18 protein-coding genes are annotated in these 20,286 nt (G+C 45.7%); 6 read left to right on the top strand and 12 right to left on the bottom strand.

The annotated features are described in order from the left end of the window. Window positions 1-54 precede the first annotated feature (54 nt). Window positions 55-1,443, top strand: a complete 1,389-nt coding sequence (locus C5684_RS02770; RefSeq protein ID WP_199764476.1) for an L-serine ammonia-lyase — start codon at window positions 55-57, stop codon at window positions 1,441-1,443. Here the strand turns inward: C5684_RS02770 and tmk are convergent. The 12 genes from tmk to C5684_RS02710 are packed head-to-tail and all read right to left on the bottom strand — an operon-like array spanning window position 1,402 to window position 12,702. After that, on the bottom strand, window positions 1,402-1,998 hold the full coding sequence (gene tmk, locus C5684_RS02765; RefSeq protein ID WP_104639353.1) for a dTMP kinase: 597 nt from the start codon (window positions 1,996-1,998) through the stop codon (window positions 1,402-1,404). The genes C5684_RS02770 and tmk overlap by 42 nt on opposite strands. Then, window positions 1,982-2,470, bottom strand: a complete 489-nt coding sequence (gene coaD / locus C5684_RS02760; RefSeq protein WP_013890769.1) for a pantetheine-phosphate adenylyltransferase — start codon at window positions 2,468-2,470, stop codon at window positions 1,982-1,984. The genes tmk and coaD overlap by 17 nt, the downstream gene beginning before the upstream one ends. Next, complete coding sequence (locus C5684_RS02755) at window positions 2,467-3,027, bottom strand: UbiX family flavin prenyltransferase (protein WP_104639352.1); 561 nt, start codon at window positions 3,025-3,027, stop codon at window positions 2,467-2,469. The genes coaD and C5684_RS02755 overlap by 4 nt, the downstream gene beginning before the upstream one ends. Further along, a complete protein-coding gene (gene flgA / locus C5684_RS02750; protein ID WP_013890767.1) occupies window positions 3,024-3,692 on the bottom strand; it encodes a flagellar basal body P-ring formation chaperone FlgA in 669 nt (222 codons plus the stop codon). The genes C5684_RS02755 and flgA overlap by 4 nt, the downstream gene beginning before the upstream one ends. Continuing rightward, a complete protein-coding gene (locus tag C5684_RS02745) occupies window positions 3,685-5,742 on the bottom strand; it encodes an ATP-dependent helicase (protein WP_104639351.1) in 2,058 nt (685 codons plus the stop codon). Before C5684_RS02745 ends, flgA begins: the two co-directional genes overlap by 8 nt. Then, window positions 5,739-8,222 (bottom strand): tetratricopeptide repeat protein, encoded by a 2,484-nt coding sequence (locus C5684_RS02740; RefSeq protein ID WP_104639350.1) that lies wholly within the window; start codon window positions 8,220-8,222, stop codon window positions 5,739-5,741. Before C5684_RS02740 ends, C5684_RS02745 begins: the two co-directional genes overlap by 4 nt. 9 nt (window positions 8,223-8,231) lie before the next feature. Beyond that, window positions 8,232-9,482, bottom strand: coding sequence for a serine--tRNA ligase (gene serS, locus C5684_RS02735; protein ID WP_104639349.1), 1,251 nt, complete (start codon window positions 9,480-9,482; stop codon window positions 8,232-8,234). Then, window positions 9,475-10,290 carry a carbon-nitrogen hydrolase family protein gene (locus C5684_RS02730; RefSeq protein ID WP_013890763.1) on the bottom strand — a complete coding sequence of 272 codons (816 nt, stop codon included), beginning with the start codon at window positions 10,288-10,290 and terminating at the stop codon, window positions 9,475-9,477. The genes serS and C5684_RS02730 overlap by 8 nt, the downstream gene beginning before the upstream one ends. Continuing rightward, window positions 10,290-11,048 carry a bifunctional demethylmenaquinone methyltransferase/2-methoxy-6-polyprenyl-1,4-benzoquinol methylase UbiE gene (ubiE, locus tag C5684_RS02725; protein WP_199764475.1) on the bottom strand — a complete coding sequence of 253 codons (759 nt, stop codon included), beginning with the start codon at window positions 11,046-11,048 and terminating at the stop codon, window positions 10,290-10,292. Before ubiE ends, C5684_RS02730 begins: the two co-directional genes overlap by 1 nt. Next, the gene (hemJ, locus tag C5684_RS02720) at window positions 11,048-11,488 is read right to left on the bottom strand and encodes a protoporphyrinogen oxidase HemJ (protein WP_006018683.1); all 441 of its coding nucleotides are present in this window, start codon (window positions 11,486-11,488) and stop codon (window positions 11,048-11,050) included. Before hemJ ends, ubiE begins: the two co-directional genes overlap by 1 nt. After that, the gene (locus tag C5684_RS02715; protein ID WP_104639347.1) at window positions 11,489-12,034 is read right to left on the bottom strand and encodes a YigZ family protein; all 546 of its coding nucleotides are present in this window, start codon (window positions 12,032-12,034) and stop codon (window positions 11,489-11,491) included. A gap of 8 nt (window positions 12,035-12,042) precedes the next feature. Beyond that, window positions 12,043-12,702, bottom strand: coding sequence for an META domain-containing protein (locus C5684_RS02710; protein WP_104639346.1), 660 nt, complete (start codon window positions 12,700-12,702; stop codon window positions 12,043-12,045). A gap of 126 nt (window positions 12,703-12,828) precedes the next feature. Between C5684_RS02710 and mraY the strand changes: the two genes are divergently transcribed. The 5 genes from mraY to C5684_RS02685 all read left to right on the top strand — a co-directional run bounded on the left by mraY (window position 12,829) and on the right by C5684_RS02685 (window position 20,188). After that, window positions 12,829-13,890, top strand: a complete 1,062-nt coding sequence (gene mraY / locus C5684_RS02705) for a phospho-N-acetylmuramoyl-pentapeptide-transferase (protein ID WP_104639345.1) — start codon at window positions 12,829-12,831, stop codon at window positions 13,888-13,890. A gap of 55 nt (window positions 13,891-13,945) precedes the next feature. Then, a complete protein-coding gene (murD, locus tag C5684_RS02700; protein ID WP_104639344.1) occupies window positions 13,946-15,220 on the top strand; it encodes a UDP-N-acetylmuramoyl-L-alanine--D-glutamate ligase in 1,275 nt (424 codons plus the stop codon). Further along, entirely contained in the window at window positions 15,220-17,094 is a 1,875-nt protein-coding gene (locus C5684_RS02695; RefSeq protein ID WP_199764474.1) for a mechanosensitive ion channel family protein, read from the top strand. The genes murD and C5684_RS02695 overlap by 1 nt, the downstream gene beginning before the upstream one ends. A 1,666-nt stretch (window positions 17,095-18,760) precedes the next feature. After that, on the top strand, window positions 18,761-19,171 hold the full coding sequence (locus C5684_RS09770) for a methyl-accepting chemotaxis protein (protein ID WP_407645757.1): 411 nt from the start codon (window positions 18,761-18,763) through the stop codon (window positions 19,169-19,171). Between the two features lie 15 nt (window positions 19,172-19,186). Next, complete coding sequence (locus tag C5684_RS02685; protein WP_013890754.1) at window positions 19,187-20,188, top strand: DNA adenine methylase; 1,002 nt, start codon at window positions 19,187-19,189, stop codon at window positions 20,186-20,188. The last annotated feature ends 98 nt before the right edge of the window (window positions 20,189-20,286 follow it).

Here is a 20,286-nt window from a genome sequence, read left to right as displayed (position 1 = left end):
CAAAATGAGTAAGGAAGGCTAACCATGACACAAACCCCTAAAACCCAACAAGAAATTTATAGCCAGTCTATGAGCGCGATTTTTAAAATTGGCATTGGACCTAGTTCCTCGCACACCATTGGTCCTATGGATGCTTGCGTGCGCTTTTGTGGGCTTGTTTATCATCAAGGGCTCTTAGAACAAATGGCGCGGGTGTGTGTGATCTTGCATGGCTCTTTAGCCCTAACGGGTAAGGGGCATTTGACAGATTTGGCATGCGTGGTGGGCTTGAGTGGGATCAGTGCTAGGGAGGTCAGCGTAGAGCAAAGGCAGGCGATTATCCAAAAGGCGATCCAAGAAAAACGCATTTTATTTGCCCGACAAAAAGAGCTACCTTTTGACTTGCAACAAGATATTATCTTTGATTCGCAAGCACTCAATTTGCATGAAAATGGCATGGTGGTGCAGGCATGGGATCAACACGATGAAATTTTGATTCAAGAGGTTTATTATTCCACCGGTGGGGGGTTTATCTACACCCAAGAGGAATTACAAGCCAAGAAATCCAGCACCACGCCTAGCAAGCACACCCCCTTTGATTTTGATAGCGCCAAAGAGTTAGCCCAAATGTGCCAAGAGCAACAAACCTCGATTGCTAACATTGTGCGCCAACATGAAGATGCGTTATTTGGGGAGGGGTATGCCAATTCGTATTGTTTAGAGGTTTATCAAGCCATGTTGGCATGCTACAAACATGGCATCCAAGCCCAAGAGAAACGCCTACCCGGCTGTATTGGCATGGATCGCCTAGCCCCCTCTATTTGCGAACGCTTGGCTAAAAACCCTCAAGAGGGCAAAGACCCGCTAGCTTTAGTGGATTACATCACCCTTTATGCGCGTGCGGTGAGCGAGGAGAATGCCAGCGGGAATAAGGTCGTAACCGCACCCACCAATGGGGCATGTGGGGTGGTCCCCGCCGTGTTGCTTTATTGCCAAAGCCACATCAAACCCCTAAGCCCAGAGGCGATCGTGGATTTCTTACTCACATGCAGTGCCATCGGTTATTTATATAAAAAAAATGGCTCAATCAGTGGGGCAGAGGCGGGGTGTCAAGCTGAGGTGGGGGCGGCTTCTTCAATGGCAGCAGCTGGGTTTGCCTTTGTGCTGGGGGGCAGTGTGCGCCAAGTTTTGAGTGCTGCTGAGATTGCCATGGAACACCATTTGGGCTTGACCTGCGATCCAGTGGGGGGGTTGGTGCAAATCCCTTGTATTGAACGCAATGTAGTGGGCTCTATCAAAGCCGTAGCCGCCGCACGCCTAGCCCTTGAGGATGGTTACCAAGCTAAGGTCAGCTTAGATGAGGTGATCTTAACCATGTACCAAGTGGGTAAATCCATTGATGCCAAATACCGCGAAACTTCCTTAGGGGGTTTGGCGTTGAATGTGCATATCCCCAGATGTTAATTTTGCTATTTGGCTAAAAATGTGCTGGGGGCTTTGTGCCCCATCAAGGACATGGGTTTTTAACCCCAAGATTTGGCATGCCCGCTCCAAGCGATCTTGGGTGCGCTCTAAAAATTCCACCCCTAAAGACTCAATCTGATCTAGCCCTTGCCTTTTAGCCTGCAAGCGTTGTTTTAAACTAGCCAAATCCAAGCGCAAGAGAAAAACCATGTCAGGCACAATCTCTAATAACCCGTGTTGGCGGTGCAACTCTAGGGCATGTTCTAAGCTATAGGGGGCATAGGCTAGCCCTGAGATAAGAGAGCGATCGCTAAAAATGAGTTTATGGGCGTTGGGTTGGAGCACTTGTTGCACATGCAAAGCCCGATCGGCTAAAAATAATAAAAACTGGGTTTGTGGTAGGAGGGCTTGGTGCAAAAGCACCTCTCTTAGAGCTTGTCCTAAGGGCGTTCCCCCCGGCTCTTTAGTAAAAAGGGCGTTGGGGAATTCTTGCTTGAGGAGTGCTATTTGCGTGCTTTTTCCGCTAGCATCCACGCCTTCAAGTGCGATCAACATGGCATTTTTCCAAAATGAAACCCAGAACGCTGGGGGGCACGAGGTGCTGGATTTGCCCATGGTGGGTTAGGATACTGCGCACCACAGAGGAGCTGATAAAGGCATTTTGCAAAGCGGGCATAAAATAGAGAGTCTCCAAATTGGGGTTTAAAGACTTGTTGGCATAGCCCATTTGGAATTCAAATTCAAAATCACTCAGTGCCCTAAGCCCCCTAATGATAAATTTGCAGCCATGCTCTTTAGCCAAATTGGCTAAGAGCCCCTCAAAGCCCACGCATGCCACATTTTTTAAGGGCATGGTGGCTAGTTGCACCATTTGCAAGCGATCAGCTAGGGCAAACATGGGGTTTTTAGCACTGGACTTAGCCACCGCCACGATCACGCGCTCAAAGAGATCGCTACTGCGTTGGATAATATCCAAATGCCCGTTAGTGATGGGATCAAAGGTGCCCGGATAAATGGCTAATTTCACCCACCCCACCTAGTATAAAGATCGTTGGCAATGCCTAATGCATCCAACCACTTACCCACCAAAAACAATTCCATGCTTTTTAAGTCTTTGGGCTTGGTATAGTAGGTCAGCATGGGTGGGGCGATGATGGCGTGCTCTTTGGCTAGGATCAACAAATTATTAAGCGCGATGCTATTTAAAGGCAATTCCCTAGGGGCTAACAAAAGCCTTTGTTGCTCTTTAAGCACCACAGCCGCACAACGGCTTAACAAGTCATCACAAATGCCATGCGCGACCTTGGCAATGATATTGAGGCTAGCTGGGATAATGGCTAAAGCGTGCAAGCCAAAACTACCTGAAGCTAGGGGCGCATCAATTTGGTGGTGCTGGAAAATACTAAGCACTTTTGGCAAATCCAAAAGGGCTTGTTTTAGATCTAAGCCCATTTCTTGGCGCGCGACCTGTTTGGCATGGGGGCTTAAAATCACAAAAACTTCTATGCAAGCGGGCAGATTTTCTATAAAACGCAAAGCCAGTTCCACCCCGCTAGCCCCACTAATCCCCACAGCCAATTTCACAACACCTCTCCTTTGAGTAAGCCCGTGATCTTAACCTGCACCACCCTTTTACTGCGGATGTTTAAGGCTTGGATCACCTGATTTAACACGCCATTTTCAAGGGCTTGCAAGGAGGTTTCTAAGGAAATGGGTCCCTCTTTAAGCGTGGCGCTAAAAATCTCATGCTTGTAGATCAAAATGCGCGGGCCCACTTTATCCACACTTAAGGTGGTATTAGCCCCTAAAAAACTGCGTGTGCTCGCATTGCCAATATAGGAGCGATCAATGGGCATGGCGTTAAAATATTCAAAGGGCACGCTTTTAGCGTAAGTGTTGGCCGCATCGAGGTTTTGATCTTTTTTGAGCATGGTTTTGCTCTTATAGACTTGGATATCGGCTAAAACTTGGTATTTGATCCACACCTGATGCCCTCTTGGTCCCACGCTCACCAAGCCATCTTTACGCAAAAACTGCTGGTTACGCCAGTTAATCACGGGCTCTGGGTTTTTAAGATCGGCAATATTCCCGCCCGCTATTTGCGCCTCCACACCCCGCACGCTAAAGGCGTAATTGTGGTAAAACTGGCTATAAGCTTGGCTGATCTCTTGTTTGATTACCTCTAGGGGGTTTTCTTGTGCGCTAAGAGCCACAACCAAATAAAGAAAAGCAAAAAATTTTTTAAACATGGTCATCCTTAGCTTTTTCTAAGATGGAGAGCACTAGCCAATAGTTTTTAGACCCAAAGCGCACCAAGGCTTGTTCTTGCTCGCGCGTGATTTCTTGGATAGTCCCCACCCCAAAATGCGTGTGGAACACTTGATCGCCCACTTGCCATTGTGGGGATGTTAGCAATTTAGCCTCTTGTAAAAAACAAGAGGGTTTGAGGTATTCTTGTTTCTGCCCAAAATACACACGCTCTTGCACGCAACAAATATACAATTCCTCTTTAGCGCGCGTGATCGCCACATAACCCAAACGGCGTTCCTCCTCTAAGTTGGCATTAGCATAGGGGAAAAACCTCTCCTCAAAGCCCACAATAAAGACCACACGGAATTCCAAGCCCTTAGAGGCATGCACGCTCATGCACTTGATCGCCTCTTGGTTGGTGGGGGCGGGGGGCTCTAAAATGCTTTGATCTAAAAAATCTTGCAAACTGGGCTTGGGATCGTCTTGGAAGTAAGAGAGCAACATGCCCTTAAATTCCTCCAGGTTTTCTAGGCGTTCCTCGATGTTGTCTTTTAGAGTGCTAAAAATTTGGGTGCGCTCAAAAAGGGCGGTGCTGAATGCTTGGGCATCTGCATAAGTTTGGATACTCTGGGCTTGGGTGTTTAAATCTAGGAGCAAATGATAAAAATTTTGCAAGGCTTTAAGCACCTTGCTAGAGAGAACAGGGATTAAAAACCCTTGTTCTAAGGCTTGGTAAATGGATAGCCTATATGGTTTGGTGGCATTATTCAATATCTCCACGCTATCCTTGCTAATCCCCCTAGCGGGTTTGTTGATGATTCTTAGGACACTCATATTGTCATGGGGATCGGCTATGGCACGCAAATAAGCCAAAATATCCTTGATCTCAGCGCGTTCATAAAAACCCGTCCCGCCGATAATTTGGTAAGGGATGCGGGCAACTTTTAAGCCCTCCTCAACACTCTTGGATAAACAATTAAGGCGGTATAAAATGGCAATCTCGCTATAAGGCACGCCCCTTTGGAAACATTCATTAATTTTTTGTGCGATGAAGACATTCTCTAGGTCGGCATTGGCTAAGTGCAAGACCTCTAAATGCTGGTGTTTGTTCTTGCGTTTGTGGCTAAAAAGAGTCTTGCCATGCCGTTGCCGGTTATGCCCGATGAGCTGATTAGCACAAGCCAAAATGCTCTTAGAGGAGCGGTAATTTTGCTCTAATTTAATCACCCGTGCGCTTTTAAAATGATCGGGGAAGTTTAAGATATTGCTAATATCTGCCCCCCTAAAGCCATAAATGCTTTGATCATCATCGCCCACCACGCATAAATTATCATGCGCGCTACAGAGCAACTGGAGCAACTTAAATTGTAAGGGGTTGGTGTCTTGGTATTCATCTACCATCAGATGTTGGTAGCGCTGGCTCACTTCATAGGCTAGGCTGGGTGTGTGTTGCAAGATGGCATAGGGCAGGGCTAGCAGGTCATCAAAATCGACCCAATTTTCTTTTTCTAGGGTTTGTGTGTAAATCTCAAAGGCAGATTGGACATGGGAATAACAATCCTGCAAAGCGATGAGGTGGTTTTTGATCTGGAAGATCATTTTGAGTAAATACCCCAAAAAGGCGCGATCCTCTAATTTAGAGTTGCGCTTGAGCTGTAAAAATTGGGGTCTAAGCAAGCTCAAAGCTTCTTCAGGTTTGATGATCTTAAAATTGGCATCGCGGTTTAATAAATACATGTGCTGTTTTAAAAACAAGTAACCAAAGCGGTGGAAGGTGCAGAGCATGGGCTGGGAGGTTTTGATCTGGCAGGTTTGCAACATAGACATCGCCCGTTGGCACATCTCCCTTGCGGCTTTGTTGGTGAAGGTCAAGGTCAGCGTGTTTTGTGCGGGAATCCCCACTTTGGCTAACAAATAAGTTAGGCGTGTGGTTAGGGTTTTGGTTTTACCACTGCCCGCACCCGCTAACACTAAGAGCGGACCCTCCACATGCAACACCGCCTTTTTTTGCTCGGGATTCAAATCGGCTAACAAGTTTTCAATACTCATGGGAAATCCTCTTGATTAGTGGGGGCTTTGATTTGGAAATCAAAATAGCCAGAGTGGAAATTGGGGCTTTTAATGCCCCTAAAGCTATTCAAACTGGCTTCTAAATTCCCGGCACGCTGGTAGAGCAAGCCCAAACCATAACGCACATCATAATCCCCCGGATACATGGTTTTGGCAATCTCCAAATACAGCGCGGCATCGCCAAAACGCCCCAAAGCGATATTGGCTAAACTAGCCAAAGCAAGAGGTTCTACGCCTTTTTCATCGAGTTTATCCACCAAGTAATTCAAAATGCTGGCTGCTTTTTGGTATTTTTTTTGGAAAATGCTCGTCAAAGCTAACATACGCATCAAGTCCAGGTTTAAATTTTGATCTTGAGAGGTGCTTAAGCGGGCGCTTAATAACTCTTCTTCATAACCTAAAAGCCCTGTGATAAAGCCCATGTAAATAAACATTTTGCGCGCCAATAAAGGACCATGGAAGAGTTCTTCTAAATTGACTTCTTTGCTAGTCAAATAGGCATAGACACCCAACATTTGTTTGATATCTGCGCGGTATTTGAGCATCATTTCATAAAAAATATTGGTGAGCATGTTATTAGGATACATTTTTTTAAGGGCGACAAAACTATCCACTAGGCGTTGTTTGTCTTCTGCCTTGTTAGCATAGGCGATATTGAGTGCGTAATAGATGGGCATGGGCTTGTGCGCCTTTTTAATCCAAGAGAGATCGTCATTATTCGCCCCATTTAAATACCCAATAAAGGAGCTTAAAAAATCGTGTTGGATCGAGTCGTGGAAATTGAGATTTTGAAAATCCTTAGTGAGTTGTTGCAAAAAGACAGCCGGGTCTTCATAGGCAAGCTTGGCTGCTAAGACGGCAAAAATCCCCCCCAAGACATTGCCATTATCTAGATAATAGGCTTTTTTGAAGTGGAAACTTGCACTATGGTAATCTTCTAGTTGGGCGTAGATGAGTCCAATATTATAATGGCTAGTGGCACTATTTGGATTAGCCTCTAAGGCTTGTTTAAAATCATGCAAAGCGGCGCGTAAATGCCATTTACTCAAGTCCCTAAGCCCCATGATGGTGTGTTGATCGGCTATCCCAATATTCTTACCCTTTTGCAAGAGCGTAATTGCCTTATCAAAATCTTGCTTGCCTGTGGTATCCACAAAAAAAACCCCCTCTTGAATCGATCCCAAAGCCTTTTTGGATTCGACTAGCTTAAAGGGGGCGTAGTAAAATAAAATCCGAATCACGGGCAAGCCAATACTCCCCCTAAAATTAGTCTGCCAAAAGTCGCGTCTGATCATGTTGATGTCAAAAAAATGCGGGTTTAAAATGGGTTTTATGGGGTAGGTATCGCTTAAGATTTTCTCTTTTTGTTTGTCCTTGTTGATCCCATGGAGCAACAAATCCAGCATGCTACTGGCTGCGGGTAAATCCCCGACCTTCATTGCGATGATCTGCATAGCCAATAGGGCTTCCATATCTTTGGGGTAATTGCTATTGTAGCGGTGCAAATACTCTAGGGCTTTGGAATAATCCCCTGTGCGTGCATAGAGCAACCCTAAAGCTTTAAAATCTTTGGGTTTGGCAATGGGTTCTAAATGATAAATGGCGCGGTTTGCATCGCCAAAGACTAAGAACATCTTGGCACTCAGCCGTTCTCTAGCGTCTCTAAATAACTCAGAGTTAGGGTTAGTGAGTGAGGATAGGGCTTCAAAATAATGCCCGCCATAGTAAAGCCCTAACGAATAAACATAGGAATAAATGGGTTGTTTTTCGATCTGGTAGAGGTTTTGCATGGTGAGTTTGAGATAGCGGGTATAAAGGTCCATGTTGTTTAGATAAAAGGCGGCTGCCATCGCATCAATGGAACTCACACTGGTATTTTTTTGGGCTGCAATGGCACGATCAAAGGAACGCAAAGCCTCTGTGTAATTTTGCTGGCGCATTTGGATCACGCCCAAGTTGTGGTTAGCAATGCTGGAGGACATCTGGGCGATGTAGTGGAAGATTTGCAAGGATTCTTCTATTTGCCCTTGGTTGTAGAGTAAGTCCGCCTTTTTAATGAGTTCGTTGATTTTTTCCTCATTGCTTAAGGGGATTTTGGAGGCACTTTCCTTGGGGGTGGGGAGATTTTCTAACACAAACTCTTCATCTTGTTCGACCTTAACCAGTCTTTCTAGGGGTGCTGATTTACTCGCCTCCTCTATTTTTTCAGCACGCTCGTTTTTGTGGTGGATCACGCTGAACGCCACCAATGCCATGATGAGTAAAAACAAAAACCCGATGCCACCCAAAATAGAAATGTAGAGTCTAGGACGGCTTTTGAGGCTTGCCCAATTCTCTAGCAGGGCTTCTTTGAATCTGGGAATGGGGTTGGAGCTAAATAAACCCTTGAGATTTTGTAGCCGTGTTGCTAGACTGGGTTTGGATTCGGGTGGGGTTTGTTCGGGCGGGCTTTGATCCATGGCTGGCTCTTATTGCAAGTAAGGTTTAAGGGCTTTGGGGATGGCAATACGCCCCTCTTGGTCTTGGTAATTTTCCATGATCGCTACCAAAGTGCGCCCCACAGCTAAGGACGATCCATTGAGGGTATGCACGAAGGCATTTTTTTTGTTCTCCTTGTAGCGGATTTTGGCACGGCGGGCTTGGAAATCCCGGGTATTAGAAATAGAACTGATCTCGCGGTAGCAATTTTGCCCGGGCAACCAAACTTCAATGTCTATGGTGTTGCTGGCACTAAAACCAATGTCCCCGCTACAAAGTTGCACCAAGCGGTGGGGTAATTCTAGGGCTTTTAAAATCCCGCTTGCCGTTTGCACCATTTTAGCCTGCATGCTCTCGCTCTCTTTGGGGTGGGTGAGTGCCACTAGCTCGACTTTATCAAATTGGTGTTGGCGGATGATCCCATGCGTGTCTTTGGAAGCACTCCCGGCTTCTTTTCTAAAGCAAGGCGTGTAGGCGGTCATTAAAATAGGCAATTCCTCAGCTAATAAAATCTCATCGGCGTAGAGATTAGTCAAACTCACCTCAGAGGTGGGGATCAAATACAGCTCCTCGCCCTCGATTTTAAACAAATCCTCTTTAAATTTGGGGAGTTGCCCCGTGCCAAAAAGGGCGGTGTTATTCACCACAACGGGCACAGACACGATCTCAAAACCTTGGGCGGCGTTGTAATCGAGCATAAAATTAATTAAAGCCCGGTTGAGGCGCGCGCCCTCTTGACGCAACACACTAAAACGGCTTTTAGCCAATTTCACGCCCCGCTCAAACTCAATCCAGCCATTGTTTTGGGCTAACTCATGGTGCTCTTTGGGCACAAAATCAAAAGTTTTAGGCTCTAAAATCCGCTCAATCTCCACATTATCGTTTTCATCTTTGCCAAAGGGTGTTATAGGATCTAACAAATTGGGGATGGTGTGTAAGAGGGTATCTAGTTGTTGCTCTAGGGCATTGACTTGTTCTTGAAGCGTGTTGATCTTGTTTTTATTGTCCTCTAGGGAGGCTTTGAGTGCGCCTAGATCGGGGCTATTTTCTTTTTGGCGACTAAAAAAGAGTTTGGAGGTCTTGTTTTGGAACTCTTGGGCTTGCTCTAGGGTCAGTTTTTGGGCTTTATACTCCAGCAAGAGGGTTTTTAAATCCTCTAAGATTTGGGGGTCTAAAAAGCGTTTGGCTAAATTGGCGCACAAACCCTCAAAGTCTTGCAATAATAATTTTTTATCAATCATGTTCTCTCCTGATATTGGGTTTTCTAAAGCCCCATTCTTGCGCCCATGCGTCCAAATAATCTTTAGACACCTCTAGGTGCAACACGCCCAAATCGCCTTGCAAGCTATCCCCAATTTGCCCGTTAGGCAGAGCCATGAAGCTATCGCCATAAAAATTCCAAGCGATATTGTGTTTTTGGGGGCTATGCTTGGGGTAGTAGGCTTGGCGCACCGATCCGATCCGATTAGCCCGTGCGATGAGCATGGAATTACAAAAGGCACGCGCTTGGCAGAGCATGCGCCACCTCTCAGAGGATTCAAAGGTGCTTGCCGTGCTGAGTAACACCACATCCACGCCTTTTTGGTGCATATCTAGCCAAATGCTATCAAAGTGCAATTCATAGCCAAAAAGCGGGGCGATCCGCAGATCTTCTAACTCCACAATCAAGGGTGCGTGCCTCTCTGTCTTGGGATTGGCAAAAAAACTCTCCTCATCCCAGTGGCTAAAGTGGATGAGTTTTTGTTGGGGGTAAAATTGGGTTTGGGTGGGGGACACCCATGCCATTTGTTTGATAAGCCCGCTGGACTCTTGCAAGATCAAGGGGGCGATGAGGTGTTGTTGGTGCTTGCTGGCTAACTCTTGGAGCTGTTCTAGGCGGGCTTGGGCATGCTGGTGGATTTTAAGCGTATCGCTTTCTAATAACTCTAAAAAAAAGGGGGTGATCACATATTCGGGGAATAAGATCAAGGCGTGGGGGGGCATTTTAGCTAAAGTCTTACGCACGAACTCCAAATCAAAGCGCGCCATTTGCAAGATCGCCAAGTGCATTAGAATTTCACCGCCAAAATACCCGATACGCTATTATAAACATAGTGGGTTTTCTCCACCACTTCCAAATCCACCAAACTTAATTCTTCCTCCAATTCAGAGGGGCTGATAAAATTATCAATGGAGGAGGGCAAATAGGCATAGGCGCGGTAGTTACGGCTAATGAGCATGCCTAGCAAGGGTAAAATCTTAGCGGTGTAAAAACGCGCTAGCGATCCTAAGATACCCGGGCGATCTTGACGCATGAATTCCAAAACCAGCAACACCCCCTTTTTTTTAAGCACACGGCTAAACTCTTGCAAAGCTCGTTTACGCTCCAAGATGTTACGCAAGCCATAGGCAATGCTGACAAAATCCACGCTTTGATCCTCTAGGGTGCTTAAATCTTTAGCCTCCAAACAATCTAAATAAATTTCTGCCCCTTGCTTGCCTAAGCCCTCAATCTTATTTTTGGCAATGGCTAACATCTCCCTAGAGGGGTCAATCCCCCTAATGCTCGCCACGCTTCCCTGCAAGCGCGCCACTTCTTTTAAAATGTGCAAGAGCATGTCCGCTGTCCCACAAGCCACATCGGCTATCTCCAAATCTTGCAAGTCTCCCTTAAAGGCATAGACATATTTTAAAGCCCGCCTGATTCCATCTAAACGCCAGCGTTGATCCTGCTTGAAACTCACGATCCGATTGGTGGTGTCGTAGGTTTTGGCAATGGCATCAAACATGTGGATGATTTTTTGTTGTTTTTCTTCGATCCTAGACATTAAAAGAATTTCCCCACCACACAAAAGACAATCACGATCATGCATAAAGTGGGCACTTCATTAATCAGCCGAAAAAATTTAGAGCTTTTGTATTGCCCATCACGCCCCAACTCCCGCATGAACTTTTTACACATAAAATGGAAATGCAACAAGATCAGCACAAATAATAATTTGACATGCAACCAACCATGGTGGAAAAGCGCACCCCCGCCCAAAGCCCAAATCAGGGCAACCCCGCTCAACACGCTCACAATCATGGCGGGCATGGCAATGTAATAGTAAAGCTTTTGTTCTTGGATTTGCACCACGCTAACAAAATCAGGGCGATCGCTATATTCGCGGTGATAAACCAACAATCTAGGCAAGTAAAATAGGGCTGCCATCCATGAGATCACCCCCATAATATGCACCATTTTAAGCCACACATATAAGCTATCCATCTAATCTCCTAACACTTTTTCTAAAAGTTCTGGGCTAGCTTGTAGATACACCCAAGCCCCCTTTTTATCCAAACTCTGCTTTTCTAGCAACACGCCATGTTTTCTCGCCCGTGCGCTCAAAATCTCCAAAACAGGGTAACTCACCCACTGGCGGACACTCTGCACGGGGCTAAAGGGTTTGAGCGGGGCATTTTGCAAACAGAGTTGCAAACTTTGGCTATAGGCTTTCATCAAACCCCCCACCCCCAAGAGCACCCCCCCAAAGTAACGCACCACAATAACCGCACTTTCAATTAAATCCCCACGCCTCAAAATATCTAATAGCCCCCGTGCGCTATTTTTGGGCTCGCGATCCTCATGCAAAGCCTCTTGCAAACGCCCTTGTTCTAAGTGGCGGTAGGCATAGACAATATGGCGTGCCTTATGGTGCTCCTTTTTGAGATTTTCTAGGGTGCTTTTAAAAAGGGCATAGGGCACTAAAAAGCCCAAAAATACCGAGCCCTTGATCTGGTGCTTGGATTGTATTTCCACATCTATATATTGCAAAAACTCTCCTAGTGTTGCAAATAGATTTGCATGGTGGCATTTTCTAAGAGCAAATTTTCGTTATTGCGGGTCAGATTAAACACCCCTTGCAAATTGCGGTAAAAAGCCAACTCAAAAGCCATGAGTTTTTCATTGCTACACACCTTGCGTGTCATGCCCTTATCCTCCACCACCAAATGATCATCATCGCGGAAACTATAGCTCACAAAATACTTATTGCAATAAATGATCCCATAGATTCGCAACTGCTTTTGATCGAACTCCACATGCCCCATGGGCGTGCTTTTGAGTTTGGTATTCCCCCAATGTGCCCGATTTTTTCTAATATCTGCCTGCAAACGCCCCAAATCTGTTTGGATCATCGAGCCATCGGGCTTGATGGAGTCCAAATGCAAACCCTTGATTTTGGCTTGCAATTCCTCTTGCAAAACATCGAGGCGATCTCTAGGATAAACTTTATGTGGGCTGGGCGATTCCTCTGAACTGGGGTGGGATATTTGGGCTTCTAAGATGAGGTCCTTAAAGTCAAAAACATTCCCGCCCAAAATAACCCGCACAATGCGGTAATCATTGTATTTAAAACTCTTATCAAAAAAGCGCACCACCACACAGCCAGCGAGCAACACGCTCAAACCCACACCCATTAAAACCACCACCCATTTATGCAAAAGATGCCACACCCCATTAGCTAGATGGGCTAAATTATATCTGATCTTCTTTAAACTTCCCGTATTAAGCCTTTCGTAAGTCTATTTATAGAAAAATTGGGGTTATTTTCACTGCAAAGTTTGACGATGCTTTACTACTTGTATCCGTGGTTTGGGATTAATATTTTCCAATATCTCACCTTCCGTGCTGGGATCGCTTTCTTTTTGAGTTTTATCGCTTGTATTTACGCCATGCCCAAGTTCATCACATGGGCTAAGAGAAAAAAGGCGAGCCAGCCCATCTCTATGTATGTCCCCCACCAAAACAAGAAAGACACGCCCACAATGGGCGGGGTGATCTTTGTGGGCACGACTCTAATGGCCTCGCTCATCAGTGCGCGCTTGGATAATCTCTTTGTGTTGCTAGGTCTTTTAACCTTGCTTGCCTTTAGCGCGGTGGGGATGCAAGATGACTACACTAAGATTAATCGCAAGAGCAATGCGGGCGTTACTTCGCGTTATAAATTTGCGGTGTTGCTGGCTATTGCAGTGTGTATCTCAAGTGCCCTTTACTTTTTGCTGGATAATAAGAGTTTTTACCTGCCCTTTTTCAAGCGGGCTTTATTTTCCTTCCATGATTACCCCATTTTGCTTGTCGCCTTTTGGTCATTGGTTTTTGTCGCCACCTCTAATGCGGTGAATATCACCGATGGGCTGGATGGTCTAGCCACCGTGCCCAGTATCTGCGTGCTGTTGAGCTTGAGCGTCTTTATTTATGTCGTGGGCAATGCTGAGTTTAGTAAGTATTTGCTCTACCCTAAGGTGAGCCACAGCGGGGAGGTGATGGTGATTGCGGCTGCTTTGATTGGTTCGCTTTTGGGCTTTTTGTGGTTTAATGCTTTCCCCGCTGAGGTGTTTATGGGTGATAGCGGGAGTTTAGCCATTGGGGGCTTTATTGCCTACATGGCGATCATCACCAATAATGAAATCTTGTTGATTTTAATGGGCTTGGTCTTTGTGCTGGAGACCGGATCGGTGATCTTGCAAATCACCAGCTACAAGACCCGTAAGAAAAAAATTTTCCGCATGGCACCCCTACACCACCATTTTGAATCCAAAGGATGGCCAGAAAATAAAATCATTTTACGCTTTTGGATCATCGCAATCCTCAGTAACATCGTGGCGTTGTTGAGCCTTAAAGTGCGCTAAGGATTAGTATGCTATTGTTCTGCCATGCTATCATCTTAGAATAAAACGGAGTGCCATGATCTCGTTATTAGGCTATGGGCAGACCAACAAAGCCCTTGCGACCTACCTCAACAAAAAGAACATCCCCTACCGTGCCTATGATGATAAAACCCTAACCCCTTGCTTAGATACCCACCATAAGAAACTACTCCCTTCTAAAATGTTTAACCCCTATGAATCCCGTTTAGAGATTGTCAGCCCGGGGATTCCTTTTAATCACCCCCTCGTGGTGGCTAGCAAGCACCTTGTGAGCGAATACGACTACATTTACACCCTTTGGAAAACCAACCGCTCTAGCCTAGACTTCCCCACCACTTTTTTTATCAGCGGGACCAATGGCAAGACCACCACCGCGCGCATGTTGGGTCTGCTCTTAAAATCCCATAACGCCCAAGTGGGCGGGAATATTGGCGTGCCCCTCATCGATCTTTACGCCCAAATCAAAACAGAACAACGCAAGCCCCCCTTTGTGTGGGTTCTAGAAACCAGCTCTTTTAGCTTGCACTACACCCAGCGTTTTGCCCCCCATTTTTATATCCTCTTGCCCCTAGCTCCCGATCACTTAAGCTGGCATGGGAGTTATGAGCACTATGTGCATGCCAAACTCAAGCCCTTAGAATTGATGAGCCCTAAGGCGACCGCCCTTTTACACGCCAGCTTGCAAGATCACCCCTATATCAAAAATTTAAAAACCCCCCCCCAGCTCCTTTTTTATGAAAACTCCGCTGATTTAGCCCAACTCATGGGGCTTGATCTCTCCTGCGTGCGCTTTGAAGAACCCTTTTTGCTCGATGCGCTCTTAGCCTTGAGTGGGGCTAAACTCTATAGTGGCGTGGCTAATTATGAGTTGATCAACTCCTATGCGATCCAGCCCCACCGCATCGAAGTTTTTAGCGACTCTCAAGGGCATACTTGGGTCAATGACAGCAAGGCGACCAATGTCGATGCCACGCTCAAAGCTCTTGATCGCTTCAAAGATCGCCCGATCCATTTGATCTTGGGCGGGGACACCAAGGGGATTGATCTAGCCCCCCTATTTGAAACCCTAGCCACCTTGCAAGTGAGTATCTATGTGATTGGTGTGAGCGCACCAGCCATCATGCAAATGGCTAAAAAGTATGCTATTCGTGCATGCTTGTGCCAAGAACTCAAAATCGCCGTGCAGAGCATTAAAGACAATCTCAAGCCCAACCAGATCGCCCTACTCTCCCCCAGTGCGGCCAGCCTAGATCAATTTGCCTCTTACAAACATCGGGGCAATGCCTTTAAAGAATATGTGTTAGGATCGTGATGCGCTTTATTTTTTGGCTATTTTTAAGCTTGTTTGTAGTCTTGCGTGCCGATGATGATGTGGATTTGATCGATCTGCACTTACTCTTAAAGCAAATCAACCAAATTAACCAAGTCATTAAACGCTACCAAGCAGACCCCAACAGACGCTCTGAAATCTCGCTTTATAGCGATCAAAAAAACGATCTCATCCACACCTTCGCACTCAAGTTGCTCAACAACCAAGAACACATCGGCTTTAACATCAAGGAGAACACCAAACAGCAAAAAAAGCTCAAAGAGGCTTTGCTCAAAAATAGCGACAAGGATATTTATACCTATATTTTAGATACTCTCCGCCTCAAGAATTTAGAACTAGATGCCGACATGTATTATTTTTTAGAAAAATTACGTACTTCTTTGGACTTTTTTAGCCAAGAAAAGGATGTCAAGAGTATCAGCACCGCCTATTTATTGAAACTGGAGGGGTATGCAGCTAAAACCTATGTCGCCCCCTCCAATTTAGATGATTTCAAGCACCACAACTTCCAAGAGGCCCTAGACAATTACCAAATCAAGCTCAAAACCTATATTGAGGTGCTCCATTACATCCAAAAGCACCCCAGCCAAGTGCTCTCTAAAAATGTGATCTTGAGCATTAATCTTAAGTGGGTTTTAGAGCGTATCTCCCACTTGGTTATGCAAGTTTTCCCCAAAGCCAACGGGCTACAAAGTGCCAAGATTGTTTTATCCCTCGTGCTCTTGGTTTTTTTACTGGCATTAAGACAACTCATCACCGCCCTTTTTGTCAAAGCCCTAGATTATGTCGTGCGTTTTACCCGCAAAAATACCGCCGTGCAACAAAAAATCCGCAACAGCATCATCGCCCCCATCTCCACTTTTCTATTCATCTATAGCTTTGATGTTTCTATTGACATCCTCTACTACCCCCACCCCACCCCGCCTAAGTTTGCGATGTATCTGGGCGTGGTCTATATCCTCTTATTTGCGTGGCTTTTCATCGCCCTTTTTAAGGCTTATGGGGCAGCCTTGCTGGCTAATTTAGCCTCTAAGAGTAATGGGCTTAGAAAAGAAGTGATCAATTTGATCTTAAAGATCGCCTACTTCTTTATCTTTGTGATCACGATCTTATGGGTGCTCAAACAATTAGGCTTTGACATCTCCACCATCATCGCCTCGCTAGGGATTGGTGGTTTGGCTGTGGCGTTAGCGGTTAAAGATGTCTTGGCCAACTTCTTTGCCTCTGTGATCTTGCTTTTGGACAACTCCTTTAGTCAAGGGGATTGGATTGTGTGTGGGGATGTAGAGGGCACGGTGGTGGAAATGGGGCTTAGACGCACCACGGTGAGGGGCTTTGATAACGCCCTACTCTTTGTGCCCAATTCGGAATTAGCCGGTAAATCGATTCGCAACTGGAATCGGCGTAAAGTCGGGCGGCGCATTAAAATGACCATTGGGCTAACCTATAGCTCCTCTAGGGAAGCCTTGCAAAAATGCGTGTTGGGGATTCGCACCATGTTAGAACAACACCCCCACATCGCCAAACCCAGCGACATGGATAGTGCCTCTGAGCAACGCCTCCATGACGATCACCACGCCTTAATTATGGGTCGCCAAGATATTGTTTCTGTAGATGACTTGATGGGGTATAAATCCAATTTGTTTGTCTATTTAGATAGTTTTGGGGATAGTTCCATTAATATTTTTATCTATTGTTTTTCTAAAACCGTGGTTTGGGGTGAATGGTTGGCTGTTAAAGAAGATGTCATCCTCCAAATCATGAAAGTCGTGGAAGAATGTGGATTGAGTTTTGCTTTCCCCTCCCAAAGTGTTTATGTGGAGAGCCTGCCAAAAGACAAGTCAAGTCTATTTTAGAGTGGAGTGATGCATGTTTTTTAAAAATCTCAAGTTAGGGGCTAAGACCGCTTTAACCACCTCAGCCATTCTCGTGTTCTCCTTTGTCGCACTAGGCTTTTACTATGTCAGTGAAGTGAGCAAAATTTTAGTGGATAAGGCTAACCAATCCGTGCGGGTTTTAGCCGAGAGTCGATCTAAAAACATCACCCTAGAACTTAGCGATGTGTACCGCACCCTCACCAATTACACCAATTATTTTTCACAAGATGGTTATTCTTTTATCCAGCACTCCACAGCCAAAGAGCTTGAGGACAATGTGCGCAAACTCTGTGAAAATAATGCGTTTGTCTACCAAGCCTTTTTGGTGATCATGCATGGAGATAAGCCCAGCATAAGTTATGACTCCGTGCAAAAGAGTAATGGGGAGATCATATCCAATAGCAATAACCCCATCATCTTGCGTTCCAATTTGGTCCAACAAGTCATTAACACACGATCGATGGCTAGAACCCTCACCGATAAACGCGATCTGATGGAAGGCATGAGTAGCTTTGGCTTTTCCATCGCTGCCCCCATCTTTGATAGCCACAATAACCTTGTGGCAGTGGCAGGTCTCTTTGTGAGCTTTGAATATATCCAAGATAAATACTTCCCCACCAACACGGGAGAGAATGGGTTTTTAATGGGTTCTAGAAATCGTATTTTTGCGATCAATAAAGATCACAGCTTACAAGGAAAAGTCTTTACAGATGTCATGCTGGATCAAGAGGCCAAAAAGGCGATCGCCTTTAGAGAAAAAGCAGAGGCGGGCAAGACCCTCATCACCTCTTTTTATTCCAATGTCTTAGATGAGGATATTATCCTTGCCTTGCACACCTTTAGACCCTTTAAAGACCCTAAAATGGGGCATAACTGGGTGATCGGATCGGTGATCTCCAAAGGCAAAGTCTATAGTTATGTGCGCCACACCCAAATGGTGATCATCGCTATTGGTTTGAGTGCGCTCTTAATCGCCATCATCGCCATGCATTTTTATATCCAAAAACAAATTGTGTGGCGGGTTAATCGGGTGGTGCAGACCTTGACAAGCTTTTTTAGATTGCTCAACCACGAGGAAGTCGATGTCCAAATGTATCAATCCACCCAAAACGATGAGATTGGCTGGATGCTAGATAGTATTAATTCTAATATCACCAAAATTCAAAAGGTCTTCCATGACGATAACGATGCGGTGGTGGAGACCACCCAACTCACCTCCAATGTGCAAAAGGGGATCATTGTGGCAGACAAGGAACACACCAGTGCCAACACCCCCAAACTTGCCGAACTCATCAAGGTCGTGCATGCGATGGTGGAGAGTTTGGAAAAAAAGGTCGGCTCTGATCTCAATAAAATTTTGGCGGTGGTGCATGCCTACCAAAAACTCGATTTTACGCCCCAAATCCAAGGGGCTAAGGGCGATGTGGAGCTCTCCATCAACCAATTAGGCACAGAGATCACCAAAATGCTCACCACTTCCTCTGAGTTTGCCAACATGTTGAGCACAAAGGCTTTAAATTTGAAAGCGAGCATGGACAAACTCTCAGAGAGTTCGACCAACCAATCTCAAGGAATCAAAGAAACCACGCAAAATATCGAGGTGATCACGCAAAATATTAGCGATGTGAGCTTGAAAAGCGATGAGATGATCGCCCAGAGCCAAGACATTAAAAGCGTGGTTGAGATCATTGGAGACATTGCCGAGCAAACCAATTTATTAGCCCTCAATGCTGCCATAGAAGCTGCCCGTGCGGGCGAGCATGGCAGAGGTTTTGCGGTGGTGGCTGATGAAGTGAGAAAATTAGCCGAACGCACGCAAAAATCTCTAAGCGAGATTGAAACCAATATCAATGTCTTGGTGCAAAGCATCGCCGATAACTCCACTGCCATTAAAAACCAAGCCAATGCGGTGCAAGACATCAACAAAGCCATGATCGCCTTTGATGCCCAACTCGGGCATAATTTGGACATCGCTAAAGAATGCTTGGGTATTAGCCAAGACATCGAGCATATCGCTAATGACATCTTAGAGGACACCAGCAAGAAAAAGTTTTAGTCTTAGGTGTAAAACATGAATTACATCGGCTCTAAGTTGAGCCTAGCCCCCTTTTTATTGCACCACATCCAAGAGAGTTTGCAACACAGAGGGATCAACTTACAAGATTGCATTTTAATAGACGCTTTTGCGGGCTCGTGTGCGGTGGGCAGGTTGTTTAAAAACCGCGTCAAGCAGGTGATCAGCAATGATTGCGAATTTTATAGTTTTGTATTGGCTAAAAACTACATTGAAAACACCACCCCGCTTAAGCGCGCCCCCAAACTCTTAGAGCAACTCCAAAATCTCCCCCCCCTAAAGGGTAAAATCTACACCCATTATGCCTTGGGGGGCGGGCATTGCCGCCAGTATTTTAGCGATGAAAATGCCATGCGCATTGATGCGGTGCGCTCCCAGTTAGCACGCTGGATAGAACAAAAACACATCAGTCCCAGCGAATTTTACTTTTTGCTCGCCTCCTTGTTAGAATCTAGCGACAAAGTCGCCAACACCGCCTGTGTCTATGGCGCATTTTTAAAAACCCTCAAAAAAAGCGCGCAAAAAACCCTACTTCTAGCCCCCGCCCACTTTGATTTAAGCCCCAACCCCCACTACGCCCACCAACAGGACGCTCAAGAGCTCATCAAGCACACCCCCGCTGATATTCTCTACCTAGACCCCCCCTATAATGCTAGAGAATATGGCGCTAACTACCACCTTTTAAACTCCATTGCCCTCTATGATGACTTCACCCCACAGGGCAAAACAGGCTTGAGGGATTACCAAAAATCGCTTTGGTGTCAAAAAAATAGCGTGGCAGAGGCTTTAGAGGCGATCTTAAAAAACGCGCAAGCCAAATTCATTTTTATGAGTTATAACAACGAAGGCTTATTAAGCCTAGACCAAATCGCCCAAATTTTCAAACAACATGGCAAATACAGCCTCAAAAGCCACCCCCACACCCGCTTTAAAGCCAACTTAAACCCCCAACAACACACCAAAACCACCGAATACTTGCATGTGTTGGAAAAGTTTTAATGGGACACAATTTAAGGGAAGCTGTGCTAGACTACCGTTCTTACAAACTTACGAAACCGCTATGCGGTTTTTTGTTGCATTCCTGTTTCCACCATGCT

The organism is Helicobacter bizzozeronii (assembly GCF_900196775.1).
Lineage (GTDB): Bacteria > Campylobacterota > Campylobacteria > Campylobacterales > Helicobacteraceae > Helicobacter > Helicobacter bizzozeronii.
Note: the sequence above shows the minus strand (reverse complement) of the source record. Positions and strands in the feature narration are given on the sequence as shown.